Below are 21,684 nucleotides of genomic sequence, written 5' to 3' on the forward strand. Positions count from 1 at the left end.
GGACTGTGCAAGGATCCGAAGATCCCTGCTTTACCGCTGACCTCAGGCGAGGTCAGGGCGTATTGGGCATTAGCCCCGGTTTCCCGGGGTTATTCCCATCAGTCCGGCAGGTTGCCCACGTGTTACTCACCCGTCCGCCGCTCGTTCCACCGGTTTCCTCCCGAAGGAGTCCGCCGGCTTCCCGCGCTCGACTTGCATGTATTAGGCACGCCGCCAGCGTTCGTCCTGAGCCAGGATCAAACTCTCCGTAAAAAGTTTGATGCTGTGGCATCAGTTGATGCCCTAAATTTGATTCTTTTCTTTGGGGCTCTGGCTTGTCTTTCCTTTTCAAAGAACGATCTGCCGCTAAACAGCGACTTTTATAATTTATCATTTTTGAATAATGAATGTCAACAACTTTTTGAAGAAGTTTTAATTCGTTATTCTCTTTTTTGTCAGTCGTTTTGGCGACAATTAGTAATATAACATCGGCCTATAAGACCGTCAACCACTTTTGCAAAATAATTTTAAATTTAGTTTTTAAGAGAATCGCCTGTGTTTAAAAAGCATACAAAAGCCTCCATCCATTAAGAAGATGAAGGCTTTAAAACAGCTTACTGTTTGCTCATCTTTGTGCATTCCGGACATGTTCCGTAAATCTCCATCCGGTGATCTTCAATATCAAAGCCGGTCACATGTTCAGCTAACGTTTCTACTTCATCCAGGCCTGGATAATGAAAGTCTACAATTTTCCCGCAATCATTACATATTACATGATAATGATCTGAAGTAACGCAGTCGAACCTGCTTGAGGAGTCCCCGTAGGTTAATTCTTTCACTATGCCAGCATCTTTAAAAACCCGAAGATTATTGTAGACTGTGGCTACACTCATGTTCGGAAAACGTTCTTCAAGAGATTTATAGATATCGTCAGCAGTCGGATGGCTCATTGAAGAGTGCAGAAACTCTAAAATAGCATGACGCTGCGGTGTCATCCGAACGTTCGTGCTTTTTAAGACACTTACTGCTTCCTGTAGGCTCGCGCTCGCCATCGTCATGCACCTCTCTTCCTGTAAAACGATTCTTTATTTGTAATTCTTATAATCTATTCTATCGGAATCCCCTGATCCTTGTCAATGAAAGGGGGTCAGCGATTCTCATCTGCTTGGGCTGATTGAAAAAAAGGAAGCATCGATACATCTAAAAGAAAAGAAGTAAACCTGTTTGAATGCTCAGGCCGTTTTCCTCTGTGTTTTTCGTAAGCCAGGCATATATCCTTTAAATCTGTTTTCAGCTTCGATACTTCTTCCTCATTTACTCCGAACATAAACGTCGTATTTCCTTTTTTCAAAAACCCTCCGCTGCTCGCAATCTCTGTCATACGGTAGCCTTTGTCTTTCATTTCCATCTCTACCTGATCGGTATAAAAGTTATCGATAATGCAAAGAAGCAGTTTCATCTTTTCACCTGCCTGCTATTTTTTAGAAGATGACAAGAATTCATCAACATACCGGGATACTTCCCCAATATGATCCTTTACCTTCACTTCGTCCCATACCTTCTGCACGACTCCTTCTGTATCAATAAAAAAGGTGGACCGTACGATTCCAAGGTATTCTTTACCGAAGTTTTTCTTCCATTTCCAGACTCCGTAAGCGTTGGCTGCTTCCTGTTCTTCATCAGACAGGAGCGGGAAGGAAAGCTCATGCTTGGCGGTGAAATTTTCGTGTTTTTTCATTGAATCAGGGCTGACCCCGAGTACTTTAACGTTTTTATCGTTCAATTCCGGGAGCGCGTCTCTAAAATCGCAGGCTTCAGTTGTGCACCCGGGCGTATTATCTTTCGGGTAAAAATACAAAATTACGTTTTGCCCCTGGTAATCACTTAAACGAATATTTTCTCCAGTAGTAGCGGGAAGTTCAAAATCTGGTGCTTGGCTGCCTTCGAGCTCTCTTGGGTTTATACTGCTTTCTTCTGTACTCACATTGATCACCTCAACACTTGTTTTCATCTTATGGTATCATGGTTTTTGCTTTACTACTCCATGATACAATAGATAAGAAATAGTTGATAGTAAGGAGAGTTAAGAAAATATGTCCTATGAAAAATCTGTAGAACTCTATAATGAAGCCTGCGAATTAATCGTCGGAGGCGTTAACAGCCCCTCCCGTTCTTTTAAAGGCGTCGGAGGCGGCACTCCGGTCTTTATGAAAGAAGGACGGGGCGCCCATTTATTTGATGAGGATAACAACCGCTACATTGATTACCTCGGAGCTTATGGTCCTATTATTACCGGGCACGGCCATCCGCATATTGCTGAAGCCATCAATGAGGCTGCCCTTACCGGCACTCTGCTTGGCACCCCTACTAAATGGGAAAACGTGTTTGCCCGTAAATTAAAAGATGCGGTACCTTCCCTTGAGAAAGTCAGGTTTGTCAATTCCGGCACTGAAGCTGTAATGACAACCATCCGCGTGGCAAGAGCCTATACCGGCAAACATAAGATTATTAAATTCGAAGGATGCTATCACGGCCACTCCGACCTTGTGCTTGTGGCAGCCGGCTCGGGCCCATCGACGCTGGGCTCCCCGGACTCCGCGGGAGTGACTCCCAATATTGCCGCAGAAGTCATCACCGTTCCTTTTAACGACATTGACAGCTTCCGCGAAGCTATTGACCGCTGGGGAGACGAAACGGCTGCAGTTCTTATTGAACCTATTGTCGGCAATTTCGGCCTTGTCGAGCCTGAGCCCGGCTATCTTGAAGAAATTAAAAAACTCACCCATGAATCGAACTCTCTTCTTATCTTTGATGAAGTCATTACTGCTTTTCGTTTCACCTACGGCGCTGCCCAAAACATGCTTCAGGTGGAGCCGGATATGACCGCTATGGGGAAAATTATCGGAGGCGGACTGCCTATTGGGGCCTACGGCGGCCGGGTCGATGTCATGGAGCAGGTGGCGCCTCTGGGGCCGGCCTATCAGGCTGGAACAATGTCCGGAAATCCGGCTTCCATGCGAGCAGGCATCGCCTGCCTCGAAGTATTAGAAAAAGACAGAGTATACGATACATTAGACCAACTGGGTGAACGCCTTGAAACAGGTCTCCTCGAGCAGGCTGAAAAGTACAGCATACCTGTTACGATCAACCGGTTGAAAGGAATGTTTACCGTTTATTTCACAGACGAAACAGTAAAAGATTACAAAGGGGCCGAGCGTTCAAACTCTAAGAGGTTCAGCATCTTTTTTAAAGAAATGCTCGACCGCGGCGTTCACCTTGCCCCTTCAAAATATGAAGCCTGGTTTCTCACCACTGAGCACAGCATCGAGGACATAGAGGAAACGCTGGAAGCTTCAGACCAGGCTTTCGCAGCGTTAAGCAGCTACATTCACTAAGTTCAATACAGAAAGGAATACAATCCGTTATGAAGCTGGGAGCCAGAATTTTCAAGACCGGTCTTGCGATCGTTCTCGCTATATACGCAGCATCGTGGATTGGATTGAACCCTCCTTTTTTCGCAGCTATCGCCGCTACTTTCGCTATTCAACCGTCCATCTCCCGGACATTCCAAACAATGCTGGATCAGCTTCAGGCTAATATCATCGGAGCTGGCACAGCTATTGTTATGGTGCTTGCGTTCGGCCATGATCCGGTAATCATCGGAGTCACGGTGATGATTATTATTGCAGGTATTCTAGGTTTGAAACTCGATGCCTCCACCATTCCAATCGCTGTTGTTACGGTCATTATTATTATGGGCAGGCCCGGAGACGGCAATTTTATTTTATTTGCCTCCGAGCGGTTTGCCTTAATTATGCTAGGAATTATTGCTTCCTTTTTAGTCAACATGCTGTTTCTGCCGCCAAAGCATGAAACCAAGCTGTATCAGCAGATCCGGGATGTAACTCAGGATACTATTCAGTGGATCCGGCTGCTTGGAAGACATGAAACTAACCGTCAGACACTGCGAAAGGACCTTTCCTCCCTTAAAGATCAAACAGTTTCCATCGAAAACCTGTACCTTCTGTTCAAAGAAGAACGCGTGTACACTAAAAAGGCAAGACTTACCCGGGACCGGCGTGTTGTTCTTTTTAAGCAAATGATCGCTTCGATGAATAAAATCGTGACCATTCTGCGCACGCTTGATAAGTTTGAAAACGACATGCAGCATACGCCTTCAGAAATGCAGGAAGCCATCCGCAATCAGCTTGATCATCTTATGGATTACCACGACAGAATTCTTCAACGTTATGTAGGCAAGGTGACCACCCATCTTACGGAGGAGATGGCTGAAGAGGTTGATGAAGGCAGAGTGTCTTTAACCGATCAGCTCATGGAAATGTACGACCACCAGAATATTGACCGCTCGGAATGGCTTCATCTTCTTCCAATTGTCGCACACATCGTCGAGTACAATGAGCAGCTCGAACATCTAGACCGGCTTGTCGAGACCTATTTCCGCTATCACAGCAGCGAAGACTTCTTTGCTATTGAAAACTAAAAGGAGGGCTCCCATTAGCGGAGGCCCTCCTTTTTCGTTTATAAATTTTCACTGATTTCTATCAGATATTCTGCTAAAGCCTCGAGGCCTTTGTCGTAGTTTTCCAGGTGAAAATGTTCATTTGGTGCATGGAAGTTTTCGGTCGGAAGACCAAATCCCATTAAAGCTACCGGTACATTTAAAATCTCGGAAAACGTTTCAATGACAGGAACAGATCCTCCCATTCTTGTATATGCCGCCGTTGTGCCATACGCTGTTTCAAGCGCTCTCCCGGCTGCCTGAATGGCCGGGTGGTCAAATGGAGTTACAAATGGCCTGCCTTTATCAAACGGAGTCACGTCCACCTCCACGCCTTTAGGGGTTTTATGCCGGACGTGCGCCGTCAGCTTTTCCACAATCTCATCGGGATCCTGGTCAGGCACGAGCCGGCACGTTATCTTAGCTGAAGCCGCAGAAGGAAGCACCGTTTTGATTCCTTCTCCCTGAAAACCTCCGTGCATTCCGTTAATTTCAAGCGTCGGGCGGGCCCACGTTCTTTCCAAAAATGAAAACCCTTCTTCGCCAAACAATTCCGGTACGTTTAATTCTTTTCTTGTACTTTCTTCATCATAGGAAAGTTCTGCATACGCCCCGCGTTCCTGATCGGTAAGCGAAAGGACCCGGTCGTAAAAGCCATCCACGGTAATACGGCCGCTGTCGTCATGCATAGAAGCAAGTATGTCAGCCAACGCATGAAGTGGATTCGCAACCCCTCCGCCGTACAGGCCGGAATGCAGGTCTCCTTTAGCTCCATTTACGTCAATCTGAATCCCTGCGAGTCCCCGCAGTCCATAGCAGACTGTCGGCCGGCCCTTTTCCAGCATAGGTGTATCGGAAACCAGCAGTACATCCCCCTGGAGCAGCTCCCGGTGCTTTTCCACAAACTCATCCAGATTGGGGCTGCCAATCTCTTCTTCTCCTTCAATGCAAAACTTCACATTCACCGGAAGCTCCTGTTTTGTCTGCATAAAGGCTTCAATCGTTTTAAGGTGCATAAACACCTGGCCTTTATCGTCTGTCGCACCGCGGGCATAGATTTTTTCGTCCCGTATGTCCGGCTGGAACGGCGGCGTTTCCCACAGCTCAACCGGATCGGCCGGCTGCACGTCATAATGCCCGTAAAACAGGACCGTGGGCTTCCCCGGGGCGTGCATCCAGTCCCCGTACACGACCGGATGTCCACCGGTTTCCATGACAGCCGTGTTTTCCAGACCTGCTGACTGCATGCTTTCCTCCACCCAGGAGGCAGCCGTTTCCATATCCGGTTTATGCTCCGGGTCTGCGCTGATGCTTGGTATCGATAAAAATTCTTTCAGCTGGCTTAAGTGGCTGCTGCGATGATGTTTGAAATAATTTTTGACTTCTTCCATGGTTGCCTCCCTGTTTTTCATTTACACATGCTGAACGTCAAACAGCCGCTGGTAAGATCCTTCTGCCATCATTAACTGCTCGTGGCTGCCTGATTCTGCCACGCGGCCGTCTTCAATGACAACAATCCGGTCCGCGTGGGTGATCGTTGAAAGCCTGTGCGCTACGATAAAAGTCGTTCTGTCCCGGGCAAGCCGCTCCATTGCTTCCTGGATATAATGCTCACTTTCCAGATCCAGCGCCGAGGTGGCTTCATCAAATACCAGTATCGAAGGATTTTTCAAAAACACGCGGGCAATGGCAATCCGCTGCTTCTGACCGCCGGAAAGCTTCACGCCCCTCTCTCCGACCGGAGTGTCGTAGGCGAGCGGCAGTTCGTTGATAAATACCTCGGCATTCGCCATACGCGCTGCCTGTATGACTTCCTCATCCGAGGCTTCCGGTTTTCCCATCCGGATATTTTCTTTCACTGATTCGCTGAATAAAATGTTGTCCTGCAGCACCATGCCGATATGATCCCGGAGCGTGCGCACTTCGTAGTCCCTTACGTCTTTTCCATCAAGAAGCAGAGAACCGCCGGTGACATCGTAAAACCGCGGAAGGAGACTGACGATCGTACTCTTACCACCGCCGCTCATGCCGACAAGCGCGATGGTTTCTCCCGGGCGCACATGCAGATCGACATCCTTTAATACATCGCTAGTGTCCTCTTCATATTTAAACCATACGTGATCAAACCTGATGTCGCCTTTGACGTGCTGCACCGGCACGGCTGTTTCTTTGTCGGTAATATCGTATTTTTCATCAATAAATTCAAACACCCGGTCCATTGAAGCAATCGACTGCACAAGGGTGGTGGATGAATTCACCAGTCGGCGCAGCGGGCTGTAAAGCCTTTCCATGTAAGAGGTGAATGCCACCATCTCCCCGACGGATAAATTTCCGTACAATACAGCCAGGCCGGCCGCCAGGATAACAACAAGCGGAGCTACGTCCGTCACGGTATTAACGGCTGCAAATGTTTTAGCATTCCAGCGCGTGTGATCCACCGCCCGGTCCAGGAACTGTTTGTTTCTTGTATCAAACTGTCCCTGCTCGTGATTTTCAAGAGCAAAGCTCCGGATCACGCTCATTCCCTGAACTCGTTCATGCAGATGGCCCTGCACGTTTGCAAGCGCCTGCGACCTTGCTTTTGTTAAATCCCGGAGCCTTGAGTAAAAGTATTTGATGAAAAAGGCATAAATAGGTAAAAACAACATCGCCACCAGCGTCAATTCCACGTCCATCGTAAACATAATAATAAGTGCAATAATAATGGTCGCGAGATCGAGCCATATATTCATCAGGCCGGTAATGACAAAGTCTTTGGTCAGCTCGACATCGTTAATCACCCGCGAAATGATTTCGCCTGCTTTTCGGTTGGAATAAAACCGCAGACTCAATTTCTGGATGTGGCTGAACAATTGATCACGGATATCGTATAAAATTTTATTTCCTGTCCACTGGGCAAAGTACTGCCGGTAATATTCAATCGGCGGACGAACGATAATAAAAAGCACAACCGCTCCGCCTGCCAGCCAGGCGAGCACTCGTGCTTTCTCAGCTGTTGCCATGCCCTCGGCCAACAGCACGTGGTCTATAATATAAGCAAGAATGAGCGGCGTTAAAAGCGGCAGACCGAATTTGAAAATACCGATGGTCACTGTTACCGCAATTATTTTATTGTACGGCCGCACAAACTGCATGTAGCGTTTAATACTGCCCATCTTTTTCACCTCTTATCGAAAAAACAAAAAACGCTCATACCACTGTTCGATAAAATGAGAGTTAAATGGGCCTTTTCTCTGGCAGATCCAATTCTGCAGTTCCCGAATACTCGTGTCCATCTTTTCATCTATCTGCGCAGGGTAATTCATTTCCTTTTTATGCTGGGCATACTCGTCCTCGTCCAGTAAATTGTAGGTCATATCCGGAAAAACTTTAATATCTAAATCATAATCGATATATTTAAGAGCTTCACTGTCATAGACAAACGGGGTGCCCAGATTACAATAATAATGCACTCCGTCCGACCGGATCATGCCGATAACGTTGAACCACTTCTCAGCATGAAAATAACAAATAGCAGGCTCTCTCGTTCTCCAGACTCTTCCGTCCGATTCATGAACCAGAATACGATCATTCCCGCCAATAACTTCTCTGCTCGTGCCTTTCAGTATTAATGTCTCTTCCCATACACGGTGGAGCGATCCGTTATGCTTATAACTCTGCACCTGGATAGGCTTACCTGTTTCCGGGAAGCTTGCGGCGCTTTCGTTACGCTCGGCCAATGTGTTCCGCCTCCCTTCCTCTGCAATTTTTGCTGCCTTCTTTTTTCTATCACTATCCATTATACATTTCTTCCGTCGATCTGAAAAACTGTTAGGATAAAAGAGAAGGCAAAAAACTATCAGGTGCAAGACAAAAGGAGATGATTTTCTTGAAGGCAGTTGTTTATCATGAACAGGGGAGTGCGGATGTCCTCACCACAGAAGAAGTGGCCAAGCCTGGCATTCAGCCAGATGAAGTTCTTATACAGGTGAAGGCGATTGGTCTCAATCCCGTTGATACGTATTTCCGCTCCGGCAAACGCCCCGTGTCCTCCTTCCCGGCTATTCCCCATTTCGATGCTGCCGGAATAGTTGAAGAAGTTGGCAGCAGCGCAGGAAACTTTCAGACGGGAGACAGGGTATGGGGGACAAACATTCCAAGTGCTGCCGCAGAGTGGGCAGCCGCTCCGGCTTCAAACATTTTTCCGCTTCCTGAAGCCATGAGCTTTGCTGAAGGTGCTTCTCTTGGAATTCCTGCCCTTACTGCTCATATGGCTTTATTTTTCCGGGCCGCGCTTCAGCCTGAAGAGACTGTACTTATTTACGGCGGCGCCGGGGCGGTCGGCCATGCCGCTATACAGCTGGCCAAGCACCACAATGCCTTTGTGGTCACTACCGCAAGCAGCACTGAAAAGCATGAAATTGCCCGCAGAGCCGGGGCAGATGTGGTTTTGAATCTAAATGATGAAAGCTGGAAGGAAGATTTTGCTTCAGCCTCGGGGCAGCCGGGCGCTGATGTTATCCTTGATATGTCTTTTAGTGAAAATGCCGATACAGATCTGCAGGTTCTCTCCCCCGGGGGACGAATCGTTGCGGTCGGCTCGCCGGTGAACAATATGCCGACTTTTCCGTGGCAGCTTTTGAACAAAAAATATGCTTCAATTATGGGAATTCTGCTTTTCACGGCGCCTTCTGCGGCACTGCAGGAAGCAGCCTCCGGGGTGCAGCGGGCTTATGACCACGGCGTCTTTTCCCCGCATGTAGCCCGTACCTATCCTATAGATGAAGCTGTCCAGGCCCACAAGGATTTGGAAAGCAAGCGCTACTCCGGCAACCTCGTGCTTACTATTTCCGAATAAACATAAAACCGAAGGCCGCGGCCTTCGGTTTTATATATTCATCCGTGACTGTCCACCGTCAGCGGTAAGTGTCGTGCCAACAAGCCACCGTGCCTCCTGCGAAGCGAGAAACAGCGCTGCATCTGCCACTTCCTCCACATTACCAAATCTTCCGGCAGGAATATTCTCTTCCACAAACCGCTCCATCGCTTCAGGATTTTCCTCAATCCGTTTCTGCCAGTTACCGGTAGGGTGCAGAATTGACCCCGGAGCAATCGAATTGACCCGTACACCGTCTTTTATCCACTCGTTCCCGGCTGCTTTTGTGAAGCTGATCAGCGCCGCTTTGGCGTTATTGTACGTAGCTTTTCCGCCAGCTTCCTTCCCAAAGATCGACGTAATATTAATAACTGCTCCGCCGCGTTCCTTCATTTGCTCATATGCCATTTTACTAAAGTGTACAGCCTGAAAGTAATTTGTTTCCATCGCCTGCGTAAATTCTTCCATGGAAGTATCGGCTATTTTCCCCCCGCTGCTTCCACCGGCGTTATTCACCAGCACATCAATTCCGCCGAACGTATCGATAAACCATTGAAAGGCGTTTTGCCTTTCCCCATCTACAGTGACATCACAAACAAAGGTCTCAATGTTTCCTATCTCTTCTTTGGCCGCCTTTAGCCCTTCTTCAGAACGCGCTAAAATACCAACATCGGCTCCTTCACTGTAAAACGCCTGGGCAATGCCTTTTCCTATTCCCTTGGAACCACCTGTAATCAGTACTTTCTTTCCCTCGAAAGCTTTGTTCATTTTGACTCCATCCTTTCAAGCAGTGTTTTATAGATTTTTTGGTGGGCCACAGGTAGCGCGTAGTTCACGATATCCTTCAGTGAAACCCATCTCCAGCCCTCCGGCAGATCGCTTTTTTCCACCCGACCTTCATATACGTGAACGTTCCAGATTAAATGTGAAAATGTTTGTTCCACACGCTGCACAGGACGATCAATTGCAGGTGTTATGAGGGCGTCCGCTTCAAGGTAAGCGCCCATTTCCCTGGTGCGCTCCGCTTCATTTTCCACTGCCGTATTAGGAAATTCCCAAAGCCTGGCAAGAAGCCCTTTATCCGGGCGCTGATGAATTAATACTTCCCCGTCATCGTTCCAAATAATTGCCGCAGCCATTTCCTGTTTTCTCGGGGCCTTCTTCTTTTCTTTTACCGGCAGCTCCTCCTGCACCCCTGCTGCTCTGGCTTTACAGTGCTCCTGCACCGGGCACAGCAGACAGCCCGGCGAGGTGGGCGTACAGATAAGAGCACCAAGCTCCATCACTGCCTGATTAAAGTCCGATGGGGAGGTAAGCGGCAGAATTTCGCCAAGCACTGCTTCAAACGTACTTTTTGTGGACTGCTTCCCGATATCCTCATATAAGCACAACAGCCTTGAAAAAACGCGCATTACGTTCCCGTCCACAGCCGGCTCAGGTTTATCAAAGGCAATACTGAGTACTGCCCCGGCTGTATAGGGACCGACTCCCTTTAACGAACGAAACTCCTTTTTTCCGCTCGGTACTTCTCCTCCGTATTCTTCAGCTACTTCTTTGACCGCCTGGTGCAGATTTCTGGCCCGGGAATAATACCCAAGGCCTTCCCATCGCTTCATTACCTGATCTTCTTCTGCTGCTGCCAGAGCTTCGATAGTGGGAAAAGCTTCTAAAAATCTGTAGTAATATGGAATGACTGTATCAACTTTTGTCTGTTGAAGCATAATTTCTGAGATCCATATGTGATAAGGGTCTGCGGTTCTTCGCCAGGGCAGATCTCTTTTTTGGTGCCGGTACCAGGCGACTAAGTCCTGCTGGAACTGTTCCGGCGAAAAATTCTCTAATAGTGGATGCATAGCAGTTCACTCTTTCTCTTTATTTTAGTCACTATAAGGCCCCTTTTTCTCAAAACACCAGCAGTGCACTTTTTGTATCCCACCGGGGACGAATTCATCAAGACGGCCGTATACGCGTTGTTCTGCCGTTGTTCGTTTAGCCTTCAGGACGTTGTACTGCCCGGGCGTATTAACTGCAAACATTTCTACAAATAATGCCCCCTGATCTACAGACTCAAACCATTCATAATTGTTCACCTGCTCATTGAGCATAGCAGAAGAAATTTCTTCCATGGCGCTTAAAAATTCAGTTCTTTTCTCTTCTGAAACCCGGTATTCCATAAAAACGACGTATTTCTGCGGATTCATACAATTCTCCTTTTTGAAACAAACTGTTTAGGGTATTATGGAACTACGCTGGTACGGTCTGTGCTTGTTTGATGCCACAGGCTTTTTTTGTTTCAGCATGCCATAAATTAAAGGTGGTGCCAATGGATACAGCAACTCACACTGTGATGGGGATCGGCCTGGGAGGTCTCGCCACCATTGATCCTGCTATTTCACCTGAAGGCGGAGCAATGGGTACAATCCTGATCGCAACAATTATAGGGTCACAGGCCCCTGATTTTGATACCGTATTAAAACTGAAAAATAACGCCGTCTATATCCGCTACCACCGCGGTCCGACACACTCCATACCCGCCGTTTTAATCTGGCCGGTGCTGTTGGCAGCTCTTATATATATGTTTTCTCCGGACATTGCTTTTTCGCATTTATGGCTCTGGTCCTTTATCGCTGTCGCCCTTCACGTTTTTGTGGATATTTTTAATGCCTACGGTACACAGGCATTGTCCCCGTTTACGAGGCGTTGGATAGCGCTCGGCGTGATTAATATTTTTGATTCAGTACTCTTTTTTTCCCACCTGTTTGTATTTATCCTGTGGTGGTTTGATGTACCAAGAGCACCCTCTATGATTGTTTTATACGTCTTTTTGCTTTTTTACTATTTGTGGCGGTTCCAGGCCCGAAACATTGTTTTGCAAAGAGCCCGGCGCCTGCATCCGGACGCCACGCACCTGTTTATTTCACCGACGTACAACTGGTACCGGTGGCATTTAGTTATTCGTACGCCGCACAAGTTATTTGTCACCAATTACCGAAACGGCCGGCTTCGCTACTTTGAAACGTATCCGTTTGAACCAATTCCTGATGATCCGGTTATTAATGCGGCCAGATACGATCGGAACCTTGCTTCTTTTCTGTCCTTCTCCCCTACTTACCGCTGGATCGTCCGAAACACAGATGAGGGATACGAAGTGAAATTCATTGACCTGCGTTATCGAAGTAAGGGCTACTATCCGTTTGTAGCGGTCGTTCAACTGAACGAGGAATTAGAGATTATGACTTCCTACACCGGCTGGATTTTCAGTGATGATACCCTTCACAAAAAACTGGACAAAGGCCGGGACTTTTCCTATTATACTCAATAATAAAGAGTACGGAGCCGATCTCCGTACTCTTTACTTATATCTAGTTAATGCCGAAAAACTTTTCATTTGTTGCTTCGTAGCGGTGCAGGTGCGGACCGTACTGCCGGATCCATTTTTCCACAATCTGCCCGGTTACTTCTTCACCCTTGTACGAACGGCCTGCTCTCGCCTGCGTGGATTCAAAATCCTCCCATAAAAAATCCACCCATTCCCGGGCTTTTTCGTCTGTTAACTGACTATTGACGGAAAGAAGGGTTTCCAACAAATAATTCTTCTGGTTTTCCATTCCACTCGTGCCTCCTTTCTTTATTTTTCCACCAACAGAGAAAACGGCAGTGCTTCGATCTGGCTTGAATTGTTCCGGTATCCCCATGCAAACACGCCGTTAATAAATTCTACTTCGAAGGTGGACCCTTCCTGGGCGATACGGTACGTTTTCCCGGGCTGATAGTCCGCTGGATCAAGCATATACGTTTTCGCCATTGCGATCTTACGCTCATAAACTGCAAATTCATTTCCTCTTCCCATCTGCTCGGCTTTTTTGGACTTTTCGTTTAAGCTTGCGATTTCCTGTTCAAGCTCATACCTGCTCATCTGGCTGTATCTTTTTTCCATTCCCATGTTCGGTCTCCTCTCTCTTTTCATCTAAAAACCGCTGAATATGCTCCATCGGAAATTGCTTGCGGTACAGGTACTCTTTGATTTTCTGTTCAAGCTGACGGCCTTCAAGCCTGCCTTCCCATTTCCGGTAAACTTTTTCTCCCTGCACGAGCACCGAGCTCCATTCGTCTTCCTCCGAAGGAGCAAAGTCCGCTTCCTTTACAGCGGCTGAAGCTGTTTCATGATCATATCCTTTCCGGAGCAGCATTTGCAACAAACGCTGCTTCACTGCACCGCCCGATTCGCCTTTTTTATGACGCCCTTTCTTTTCTGCAGCGGTCACGGCCCGGTCGAGAACGAGCTCATCAGTCAGTGCTTTCATCGCTTCGGAAACGTAAATTTCCGCCACGCCTTTTTTCTCGAGGTCCATTCGTATGACCTTTGGCCCTTTATCGGTCGTATTGATTTTCGTACGTACGAATGCTTTGGCAAATTCGCGGTCATTTAAAAATTTATATTTTTTCGCTTTGTCGACCGCCTTCGACGCGGAAGTCTCTGTAAACTCTTTTTCTATTAGATGGTCATATACTTCTTTTTCTGTCCGCATCACACTCGATAAGTAATGCAGCGCACGGTTCCATGCCTTGCGCTCATGATCGTCTTCAATTAAAAGCTCGAGCTCTTTTTCCGTCAGTTCTTTTCCCTTTTTAAGATCCCATTGAACCAAAACGCTCTCATCCACACCGGTCGTGAATGCTTCCCGGCCCGTTTGATCGGTGAAAATATTGTATCGTTCGGGATTATTTTTCTGTACTTCAATTTTTGTAATCTTCACAAAGGCCCTCTCCTTTTGCATAGTGGAAAATGATTATGACAACCTGCTTTTGGGTAAAGTTGAATAGTTTCAAAAGTGACGTTTTATATCACCCTAAGGACTGAAAGGAGAAATACACATTGAATATTGCTATCGCAGGAGGAAGCGGATATGTAGGCTCCGCCCTCACAGGCTACCTCGAGCAGATGGGCCACCATATTTATATTTTAACAAGAAACAGTAAAAATAAAAAAAATAGTGAAAACATCACCTTTATTGAATGGATGACCCCCGGCAGTAAACCTGAGTATGAATTGCCGCCGGTGAATGCTTTCATAAATCTCGCAGGCGCCTCCCTTGCCCAGCGCTGGACGGAAAAGAATAAAGAGAATATTTTAAACAGCCGTATTGATTCCACAAGAGAAGTGATCCGTATTTTTAAAGCAAGCAGCCATAAACCGGAAGTACTCGTCAGTGCTTCAGCCGTGGCTTATTATGGAATTTCCGATGAAGAGGAATTTACCGAGGAATCCCCTAAAGGAGAATCAAACTTTTTACAGGAGGTTTCCGTGCGTTGGGAGAATGAAGCTGCAAAAGCCGAAGATCTTGGAATCCGGGTAGTAAACGCAAGGATGGGTCTCGTTTTGCAGGCATTCATCCCGCCAATTGTTTCTGTATACAAAATGTTTGGCGGCGGCACCTTTGGAAGCGGGATCCAGTGGTTTTCCTGGATTCATTTAAGAGACGCTGTCGAAATGCTTCTTTTTGCAGCCACAACCAAAGAAATCAAAGGTGCGTTGAATATTACCGCTCCTCAGCCTGCGCAAATGGAAACACTCGGCCGTGAGATTGCAAAGGTGACCGGACGTCCGCACTGGCTCTCTGTGCCATCATTTCTCATTGATAAAATGCTCGGTGAAATGAGTGTAATGATCCTTGGAGGTCAAAAGGTCATTCCCCAAAAATCCCTGAATCACGGTTTCTCTTTTCATTTCCCGACGCTGCAGCCTGCGCTTATCAATATTTTAAAGGAGTAATCTTCAGCCGTCTGGGCTTTCCAGACGGCTTTTCTTATCAAAGGTGGAGGAATTGTCCATCTGCGCAAGTATTACTTATCGTTTTCGCTGTTCAGGTTACATAACACTCTATAAGTAGTAATAATACTCATAAATGACTGATAGGCAAGTTTGAACATTTCCATAATTAGCGTTAAGATTTGAAATGTGAGTGTGGCAGATCTTATTACATTTTAAAACAAAGCAATTTTGCGTTTGTTTTTTTTATAAAGAGGTATAGTACATGTAGCCCTCTATTAATTTTAAAAGGTGGTAAGAAAATGGAAACGAAAATGACTGGAACGAACGGTTCCGTCGATTCAATCGTTTTTGACAAACCAACCGTTGAAGACGGGGCAGACATGTGGGAACTTGTCAAAAACTCCACATTGGATTTAAATTCCTCATATAAATATATTATGATGTGTGAATTTTTTGCCGAAACATGTGTTGTCGCTAAAGAAAACGATGAATTAGTGGGCTTCGTAACGGCCTTTATTCCACCTGAAAAACAGGATACTGTGTTTGTCTGGCAGGTGGGAGTAGATACTTCCCAGCGGGGAAAAGGTCTTGCTTCCCGTTTGCTGGATGCGCTTCTCGAGCGGGATGTATGTGAAGAAGTGCTGTATTTAGAAGCTACCATCACTCCTTCCAATGAAGCCTCTCAGGCTTTATTTAAAAAGCTTGCCAAGAAACGCGATACTGAAGTGACAGTTTCTGAATGCTTTACGGAGGATCTTTTCCCGGATGATGAACATGAAGAAGAGTTGACATTTCGAGTAGGACCCTTTACAAAATAAGTAGTGCACATGACATGCAAAGCGCATGTCATGTATTATGTAAAAACTGAATTTTTCGATAACATCCCCAAGGAGGATACTTACATTTATGATGAAAAATGACCTTAGCGTTTTTAACGAATACGAATCGGAAGTACGCAGCTATGTCAGAGGCTTTCCTACTGTGTTCCATCAGGCAAAAGGGTACAAGCTCTGGGATTTGGATGGAAAAGAATACGTTGACTTCTTTTCCGGCGCAGGAGCACTGAATTATGGACACAACGATGACAACATGAAAGAAAAACTGCTCTCCTACATTCAGGAGGACGGGGTTACCCACTCTCTTGATATGGCAACTAAAGCAAAAGGCGAATTTATCGATGCGTTCCAAAATATTATTCTGAAGCCGCGTAACATGGATTATAAAATCATGTTCCCCGGACCGACTGGCGCAAACAGTGTGGAAAGCGCACTGAAGCTTGCCCGTAAAGTAACCGGCCGCACAAATATAGTCAGCTTCACTAACGGGTTCCATGGCATGACTATTGGTGCGTTGAGCGTTACAGGCAATAAATTCAAACGAAACGGAGCCGGCATGCCTTTATCCAACACCTCTGTGCTTCCGTATGATAAATTCCTAAAAGAAAGCGATAATTCCGTTGAATATATCGAGAACTTCCTTGATAACGGAGGCAGCGGCCTTGATAAGCCGGCAGCATTCATCGTAGAGACCGTGCAGGGTGAAGGCGGCTTAAATGCTGCAAGCAGTGAATGGCTTCGTTCGATTGAAAAAATCTGCCGGGAGCGCGATATCAAGCTTATTCTTGATGATGTCCAGGCAGGGGTCGGCCGTACCGGTACTTTCTTCAGCTTTGAACCAGCCGGTATTAAACCTGACTTTATATGTCTCTCTAAATCCATTGGCGGCAACGGCTCACCGCTTGCCATCACTTTAGTGGCCCCGGAGTATGACAAATTCGCTCCCGGTGAGCACAACGGCACCTTCCGCGGAAACAACTTTGCTTTTGTAACAGGTACTGAAGCGTTGAATTACTGGAAGGATGACCGTTTGGAAAAGAACGTCCAGGAAAAGTCAGAGCGTATTGCTTCGTTTCTGGATGACATGATTAAAAAGCACCCTGAAATGAAAGGTGTCCGTAAAGGGCGCGGCTTTATGCAGGGAATTATGAGTCCTATCGAGGATCTGTCTGATAACATCGCCGGCAGATGCTTTGAACACGGCCTGATCATGGAAACAGCCGGCGCAGACGATGAAGTGTTTAAATTGTTCCCGCCGATTACTATTGACGATGAAGGACTTGAACGCGGGCTGTCGATTCTGCAGCAGGCAATTGAAGAGGTTACCGCTGAAAGCAACCTCGTTGCCAACTAATTTAACGAATTGATTACCTGGATAAAAAGAAGCCGATCGATCGGCACCCCGACGGTCGGCCTTTTTATGATATAAACCCTTAACTGACAAGATGGAGGAATAGACAATGAAAGTAATTAAGCTCGAAGATTTGCTCGGTACTGAACGTGAAGTGGATGACGGTAACTGGGTCAGCCGCCGTTTCATTATGAAAGACGATAATATGGGCTACTCGGTGAATGATACAATTATCCGTGCCGGCACTGAAACTCACATCTGGTACCAAAACCATCTCGAAACCGTCTACTGCATTGAAGGAGATGGAGAAATTGAAACATTAAGCGATAATAAAGTGTATCAGCTCGAGCCAGGTGTATTGTATGCGCTCGATAAAAACGATGAGCACATGCTTCGCGGAGGCAGCAAAGACATGCGTATGGTCTGTGTATTCAATCCACCGCTTAGTGGCCGTGAAGTTCACGACGAAAACGGCGTATATCCGGCTGATCTTGACTAATATCAAAAACCCCCTGATGCCAAAGCGTCAGGGGGTTTGCTTATTAATGCAGAAGATAATGACGAAACGTCAGTGTCTGGGCGTCAACACCCAGTTTTTCAATGAAAAGCTTCACATCGTGCAGAGAATCTGCAGGATATTGAAACTTACATATCTCCGGGGATTGTTCTTCAATATCTTTTGTCGCAAAACAAAAGGTTGATTGATCCTTATCGTAGTAAACGATCAAATCCTCTTCGTGCATTGGATGCTTAAAATGTGCTTTATATAATCGGTAGGACAATCCGAACGCCCCCTTTCTACTCTTCTATCTAAAAATCTTAAACCATCCATTTCGTTTAAACAAGCCCAGCAGCACTACCGCTATCAGAAACATTACCCCGAGTGCTATAAAATATCCATACCTGTATTCAAGCTCTGGCATATACACAAAGTTCATACCATAAAGGCCTGCAATAAAGGTCAGCGGAATAAAGATCGTTGATACAATCGTGAGCGTCATCATAATCGCATTCATTCGGTTTGATGCCATCGTCTGAAAGTTGTCTCTCATGTCTGAGGTCATCGCCCGGTTGGATTCGATCATTTCTGTCACCTTGAGCAGATGATCATAAATATCCCGGTAGTATTCCCGCTGCTCGGTAATCAGATGCAGCCTTTCCACAAATAACACTCTGTATACCAAATCTCTCATAGGAACGATGGTCCGGCGGAGCCTCAGCAAATCGGAGCGTAAATCAAATACTTCTTCTATCAGCTTACCATAGGTCAGTTCTGCATTGCTTTCCTCAATTTCATTCAGGCGGTCTTCGATTTGATCCAGGACCGGAAAGTATTCATCCGTCATTCTATCAATAATATGATAGCTGACATCATCCGGGTTCAGCGCAGATCCTTCGGCCCGAAGCTTATTCCAGGAATGATTAACTGCCGAAGACGGGGCTTCATGATATGTAACGACAAAATTCGGGCCTAGAAACATACAGATTTCTTCAGCACCAAGCGTTTCCTTATCAAGGGCATGGAGAACAAAAAAGCTGTAGCCATCGTAGGAGTCATGCTTTGGGCGCTGACGCTCCGTGTAGCAGTCCTCAATGGCCAGTGGATGAAAATGAAACACCGAGTCCAGCGTGTCTGTCTCCTCCGCGGTAGGAGAGGAATAATCAATCCAGTACCATTTCCATTCGTATTTTTTAAATTCATCCAATGTAATATTGTTGATTGTGTTTCCTTCTGCGTCAATACCGGCACAGGAAATCATCGCGGCCCCTCCCTTCCTTCAAACAGCAGTTCTCCGCTGTCGTTTTTACATAAGAAAACGGGGATACCCGCGCCGGGTCCCCGTTGCATATTTTACAACATCGGAAGTATTTCGTCTAATGATGCATAAGGGTAAGCTAAATCCTCGGCCACGGCCTGATACGTTACTTTTCCCTTCGCTGTATTCAATCCTTTGCCAAGCGCCGCGTTATTGGTCAGAGCTTTTGAGACGCCCTGGTTTGCAATTTGAAGCGCATAGGGAATGGTTACATTTGTTAAGGCAATTGTAGACGTTCTTGGAACCGCCCCCGGCATATTTGCCACAGCGTAGTGCACAACACCATGTTTTTCATACGTCGGCTGATCGTGCGTCGTTACCTGGTCAGCAGTTTCAATAATGCCCCCCTGGTCAATTGCTACATCGATCAGGACAGAGCCCCGGTCCATACTTTTCACCATTTCTTCTGTCACCAGCTTCGGAGCTTTGGCCCCGGGGATCAGAACAGCCCCGATCACCAGATCCGACCGCTTCACTTCTTCCGCCAGATTCAGGGGATTACTGCTAAGTGTCTGAATCTGGCCGCCAAAGTCTTCATCAATCTGGCGGAGTCTCGCCGGATTTAAATCGATAATTGTTACGTTGGCCCCGAGACCGTGGGCGATCCGTGCAGCGTTCGTGCCGACAACCCCTCCGCCGATCACCGTTACATTGGCCTTTTTTACTCCGGGCACTCCCGAAAGCAGAACGCCTTTGCCCCCGTGCACGCTTTCCAGAAACTGCGCTCCAACCTGGGCTGCCATCCTCCCCGCTATTTCACTCATCGGTGTTAAAAGAGGCAGCGTATGGTTTTCCTCAACTGTCTCGTAAGCCACTGCAGTGACTCCGCTTTCGGTCAATGCTTTCACCAGTTCAGGCTCAGCAGCAAGATGCAGATAGGTGAACAAAATCAAGTTTTTCCGGAAAAACTGATATTCCGAAGCCAGAGGTTCTTTGACCTTCAGTACCATCTCTGCCTGCTTCCATACGTCTGCAGCCTCCGAAATAATTTTTGCCCCAGCTGATTCATATTCTTCATTCGAAAACCCGCTGCCTTCTCCGGCATGGTTTTCAACATGTATTTGATGGCCCGCTTGTGTTAAATGCACAACCCCGGCCGGCGTAATCGCTACTCGATTTTCATTGTTTTTAATCTCTTTGGGAACCCCTATAATCACGATCCATCGCCTCCTCTAATACCTTTTCTATTAGTATAGCGTGTTTTCGGGTTATAAGCATTGGCGGATTAAAATAATATTTCCATTACTCATTTGTGATTTTTCACAATAGGTTTGTCTGTTTTTCTTTCAACAGTTCCAGCTCCAGCAGCAGCGTCCATTTTTCATGGGCACTGGAAAGGCCCACACCCGCAATGGTCTGCATTCTTTTTAAGCGGTAAGTCAGCGTATTCGGGTGCACATGAAGCATCTTAGCAGCCGCATTGACATTGCAGTCTTCGCTGAGATAGATATAAAGCGTGCTCAAAAGCTCCGTCTCATTTTCTGCATCGTAATCGGATAAGCTTTTAAGGGAAGGGTGTGTAAATGTCTCTTCCTCCCAACTCTGTATAAGCACAGGAAAAAAACGGTAATAGCCTGCTTCATGCAGAAAGTAATAATCGGCGGGAAGCTGGCGGACCTGTTTTTTTAAATCGAGCATGGTCAGTGCCTGCTTGTATCCGCCCGCCACTTCCATATACTGATGACAGATTTCAGACGCAGCAATAGCCGTTAAATTATCATCGTACCGTTCGTGCCATAGCTCATGCATCTGGCGTAAAAATGCTGAGATTGTTGCTTCTATATTTCTGCTTTCAAGTCCATACAGCATGAGAATAGCCCGGTGCTGGTCATATGTTTTGAGCATCACCTTCACCCGCTGCGAAATCGTCAGCAGATAAGTGAGCCGTTCCCAGGTATTGTGCTCAAGCTGCTCCGAAAACTCCATAATTACAATCGAATACTGCTGCGGCCGTCCCGGGAAAAAACGAAGCATCTGACGCTCTACTGCCTGCTCATCGGTCTCATCCCCGGTTAACAGACGCCAAAAATATTCCTGATGGTCCTGCTGGGCCGGATTTCTTGGATGAAACTGCCGACGGAAACGCTCACCACAGACCACAGCTGCTGAGTGAAGATCCTGCTTTGCCTCTTCTGAAAAAGGCGTTTCGCCCTCTACCACCCAGATATAGCCTATTACTGTCTGCTGTTCCTTAACGGCTACCGCCATCCTGGTTCCGAGTCCTATTTCATCAATAGCGGAAATGGAGACCGGCTCGCTCTGCTGATGAAGGCTTGGGATCACTCCTTCATTCCATAAACGGTGAATCACTTCTTCCGGCACCCGCCTCCCCATGATAGTCGCCGTACGTGCTCCGTCAGTGACCTGGGGGTGGCCGCTGTAGGCCAGCAAACGGTGCGTCGAATCCTCAATGGTCACAGGACCTCCGAGTGCTTCGCTGATAAAATCGGCAAATTCGTTCAATGAATCGGCAGTATGCTGCCAAAGCTGCTTTTCAAACATAGGTTTGTGCTCTCCTTTCCTGATTTATAAAAAAAGGTAGAGCAGCAGGTTG

Annotated in this window: 24 protein-coding genes and 1 rRNA gene; 8 read left to right on the forward strand and 17 right to left on the reverse strand. The window is 46.8% G+C overall.

The window, feature by feature from the left end; genetic code table 11:
* From G548_RS0115330 to bcp, 4 genes are all read right to left on the reverse strand, one after another.
* A 16S ribosomal RNA gene (locus tag G548_RS0115330) occupies nt 1–252 on the reverse strand; the annotation flags it as partial.
* 341 nt (nt 253–593) lie between these two features.
* The gene (perR, locus tag G548_RS0115335; protein WP_027847473.1) at nt 594–1,031 is read right to left on the reverse strand and encodes a peroxide-responsive transcriptional repressor PerR; all 438 of its coding nucleotides are present in this window, start codon (nt 1,029–1,031) and stop codon (nt 594–596) included.
* A gap of 95 nt (nt 1,032–1,126) precedes the next feature.
* Nucleotides 1,127–1,438, reverse strand: coding sequence for a cyclic-di-AMP receptor (locus tag G548_RS0115340; RefSeq protein WP_022795032.1), 312 nt, complete (start codon nt 1,436–1,438; stop codon nt 1,127–1,129).
* Between the two features lie 15 nt (nt 1,439–1,453).
* A complete protein-coding gene (bcp, locus tag G548_RS0115345) occupies nt 1,454–1,990 on the reverse strand; it encodes a thioredoxin-dependent thiol peroxidase (RefSeq protein ID WP_022795033.1) in 537 nt (178 codons plus the stop codon).
* Nucleotides 1,991–2,072: 82 nt separating this feature from the next.
* Between bcp and G548_RS0115350 the strand changes: the two genes are divergently transcribed.
* Together G548_RS0115350 and G548_RS0115355 are read left to right on the forward strand one after the other, a co-directional pair.
* Complete coding sequence (locus G548_RS0115350; RefSeq protein ID WP_022795034.1) at nt 2,073–3,374, forward strand: glutamate-1-semialdehyde 2,1-aminomutase; 1,302 nt, start codon at nt 2,073–2,075, stop codon at nt 3,372–3,374.
* Between the two features lie 29 nt (nt 3,375–3,403).
* The gene (locus G548_RS0115355) at nt 3,404–4,480 is read left to right on the forward strand and encodes an FUSC family protein (protein ID WP_022795035.1); all 1,077 of its coding nucleotides are present in this window, start codon (nt 3,404–3,406) and stop codon (nt 4,478–4,480) included.
* Between the two features lie 38 nt (nt 4,481–4,518).
* Here the strand turns inward: G548_RS0115355 and G548_RS0115360 are convergent, their stop codons facing one another.
* From G548_RS0115360 to ntdP, 3 genes are read right to left on the reverse strand one after another with little or no spacing between them, the layout of a single operon-like run.
* A complete protein-coding gene (locus G548_RS0115360; protein WP_022795036.1) occupies nt 4,519–5,889 on the reverse strand; it encodes a dipeptidase in 1,371 nt (456 codons plus the stop codon).
* A 21-nt stretch (nt 5,890–5,910) separates the two neighbouring features.
* Complete coding sequence (locus tag G548_RS0115365; RefSeq protein ID WP_022795037.1) at nt 5,911–7,653, reverse strand: ABC transporter ATP-binding protein; 1,743 nt, start codon at nt 7,651–7,653, stop codon at nt 5,911–5,913.
* 12 nt (nt 7,654–7,665) lie between these two features.
* Entirely contained in the window at nt 7,666–8,277 is a 612-nt protein-coding gene (gene ntdP / locus G548_RS0115370) for a nucleoside tri-diphosphate phosphatase (RefSeq protein WP_084687384.1), read from the reverse strand.
* 89 nt (nt 8,278–8,366) lie between these two features.
* Between ntdP and G548_RS0115375 the strand changes: the two genes are divergently transcribed.
* Complete coding sequence (locus tag G548_RS0115375) at nt 8,367–9,335, forward strand: NADPH:quinone reductase (RefSeq protein WP_022795039.1); 969 nt, start codon at nt 8,367–8,369, stop codon at nt 9,333–9,335.
* Between the two features lie 30 nt (nt 9,336–9,365).
* On the opposite strand, the gene G548_RS0115380 is transcribed toward G548_RS0115375, so the two are convergent.
* The 3 genes from G548_RS0115380 to G548_RS18445 are packed head-to-tail and all read right to left on the reverse strand — an operon-like array spanning nt 9,366 to nt 11,554.
* Nucleotides 9,366–10,121: an SDR family NAD(P)-dependent oxidoreductase gene (locus G548_RS0115380; protein WP_022795040.1), complete on the reverse strand. Its 756-nt coding sequence runs from the start codon at nt 10,119–10,121 to the stop codon at nt 9,366–9,368.
* Nucleotides 10,118–11,206 (reverse strand): A/G-specific adenine glycosylase, encoded by a 1,089-nt coding sequence (mutY, locus tag G548_RS0115385; protein ID WP_022795041.1) that lies wholly within the window; start codon nt 11,204–11,206, stop codon nt 10,118–10,120. The genes G548_RS0115380 and mutY overlap by 4 nt, the downstream gene beginning before the upstream one ends.
* Nucleotides 11,207–11,230: 24 nt before the next feature.
* A complete protein-coding gene (locus tag G548_RS18445) occupies nt 11,231–11,554 on the reverse strand; it encodes an MFS transporter (RefSeq protein ID WP_022795042.1) in 324 nt (107 codons plus the stop codon).
* Nucleotides 11,555–11,676: 122 nt separating this feature from the next.
* On the opposite strand from G548_RS18445, the gene G548_RS0115395 reads away from it, so the two are divergent.
* Nucleotides 11,677–12,675 (forward strand): metal-dependent hydrolase, encoded by a 999-nt coding sequence (locus G548_RS0115395; protein WP_022795043.1) that lies wholly within the window; start codon nt 11,677–11,679, stop codon nt 12,673–12,675.
* A gap of 40 nt (nt 12,676–12,715) precedes the next feature.
* On the opposite strand, the gene G548_RS0115400 is transcribed toward G548_RS0115395, so the two are convergent.
* The 3 genes from G548_RS0115400 to recX are packed head-to-tail and all read right to left on the reverse strand — an operon-like array spanning nt 12,716 to nt 14,110.
* The gene (locus G548_RS0115400) at nt 12,716–12,961 is read right to left on the reverse strand and encodes a YfhJ family protein (protein WP_022795044.1); all 246 of its coding nucleotides are present in this window, start codon (nt 12,959–12,961) and stop codon (nt 12,716–12,718) included.
* Nucleotides 12,962–12,981: 20 nt separating this feature from the next.
* The gene (locus tag G548_RS0115405; RefSeq protein ID WP_027847476.1) at nt 12,982–13,290 is read right to left on the reverse strand and encodes a YfhH family protein; all 309 of its coding nucleotides are present in this window, start codon (nt 13,288–13,290) and stop codon (nt 12,982–12,984) included.
* Nucleotides 13,256–14,110 carry a recombination regulator RecX gene (gene recX / locus G548_RS0115410; protein WP_022795046.1) on the reverse strand — a complete coding sequence of 285 codons (855 nt, stop codon included), beginning with the start codon at nt 14,108–14,110 and terminating at the stop codon, nt 13,256–13,258. The genes G548_RS0115405 and recX overlap by 35 nt, the downstream gene beginning before the upstream one ends.
* A 119-nt stretch (nt 14,111–14,229) precedes the next feature.
* Here recX and G548_RS0115415 point away from each other — a divergent pair, with 119 nt between their 5' ends.
* The 4 genes from G548_RS0115415 (at nt 14,230) to G548_RS0115430 (ending at nt 17,812) form a co-directional block, all read left to right on the forward strand.
* Complete coding sequence (locus G548_RS0115415) at nt 14,230–15,126, forward strand: TIGR01777 family oxidoreductase (RefSeq protein ID WP_022795047.1); 897 nt, start codon at nt 14,230–14,232, stop codon at nt 15,124–15,126.
* Between the two features lie 299 nt (nt 15,127–15,425).
* Nucleotides 15,426–15,944 carry a diaminobutyrate acetyltransferase gene (ectA, locus tag G548_RS0115420; RefSeq protein WP_022795048.1) on the forward strand — a complete coding sequence of 173 codons (519 nt, stop codon included), beginning with the start codon at nt 15,426–15,428 and terminating at the stop codon, nt 15,942–15,944.
* Between the two features lie 88 nt (nt 15,945–16,032).
* Entirely contained in the window at nt 16,033–17,316 is a 1,284-nt protein-coding gene (gene ectB / locus G548_RS0115425) for a diaminobutyrate--2-oxoglutarate transaminase (protein ID WP_022795049.1), read from the forward strand.
* 106 nt (nt 17,317–17,422) lie between these two features.
* The gene (locus G548_RS0115430; protein ID WP_022795050.1) at nt 17,423–17,812 is read left to right on the forward strand and encodes an ectoine synthase; all 390 of its coding nucleotides are present in this window, start codon (nt 17,423–17,425) and stop codon (nt 17,810–17,812) included.
* Nucleotides 17,813–17,855: 43 nt separating this feature from the next.
* Here G548_RS0115430 and G548_RS18450 read toward each other — a convergent pair whose 3' ends face one another.
* From G548_RS18450 to G548_RS0115450, 4 genes are all read right to left on the reverse strand, one after another.
* On the reverse strand, nt 17,856–18,095 hold the full coding sequence (locus G548_RS18450; RefSeq protein WP_022795051.1) for a hypothetical protein: 240 nt from the start codon (nt 18,093–18,095) through the stop codon (nt 17,856–17,858).
* Nucleotides 18,096–18,119: 24 nt separating this feature from the next.
* Nucleotides 18,120–19,073, reverse strand: coding sequence for a magnesium/cobalt transporter CorA (gene corA, locus G548_RS0115440; protein ID WP_022795052.1), 954 nt, complete (start codon nt 19,071–19,073; stop codon nt 18,120–18,122).
* Nucleotides 19,074–19,165: 92 nt separating this feature from the next.
* Nucleotides 19,166–20,287, reverse strand: coding sequence for an alanine dehydrogenase (gene ald, locus G548_RS0115445; protein WP_022795053.1), 1,122 nt, complete (start codon nt 20,285–20,287; stop codon nt 19,166–19,168).
* 103 nt (nt 20,288–20,390) lie between these two features.
* Entirely contained in the window at nt 20,391–21,632 is a 1,242-nt protein-coding gene (locus tag G548_RS0115450) for a PucR family transcriptional regulator (protein WP_022795054.1), read from the reverse strand.
* Between the last annotated feature and the right edge of the window lie 52 nt (nt 21,633–21,684).

This window comes from Marinococcus halotolerans DSM 16375 (genome assembly GCF_000420725.1).
GTDB lineage: Bacteria > Bacillota > Bacilli > Bacillales > Marinococcaceae > Marinococcus > Marinococcus halotolerans.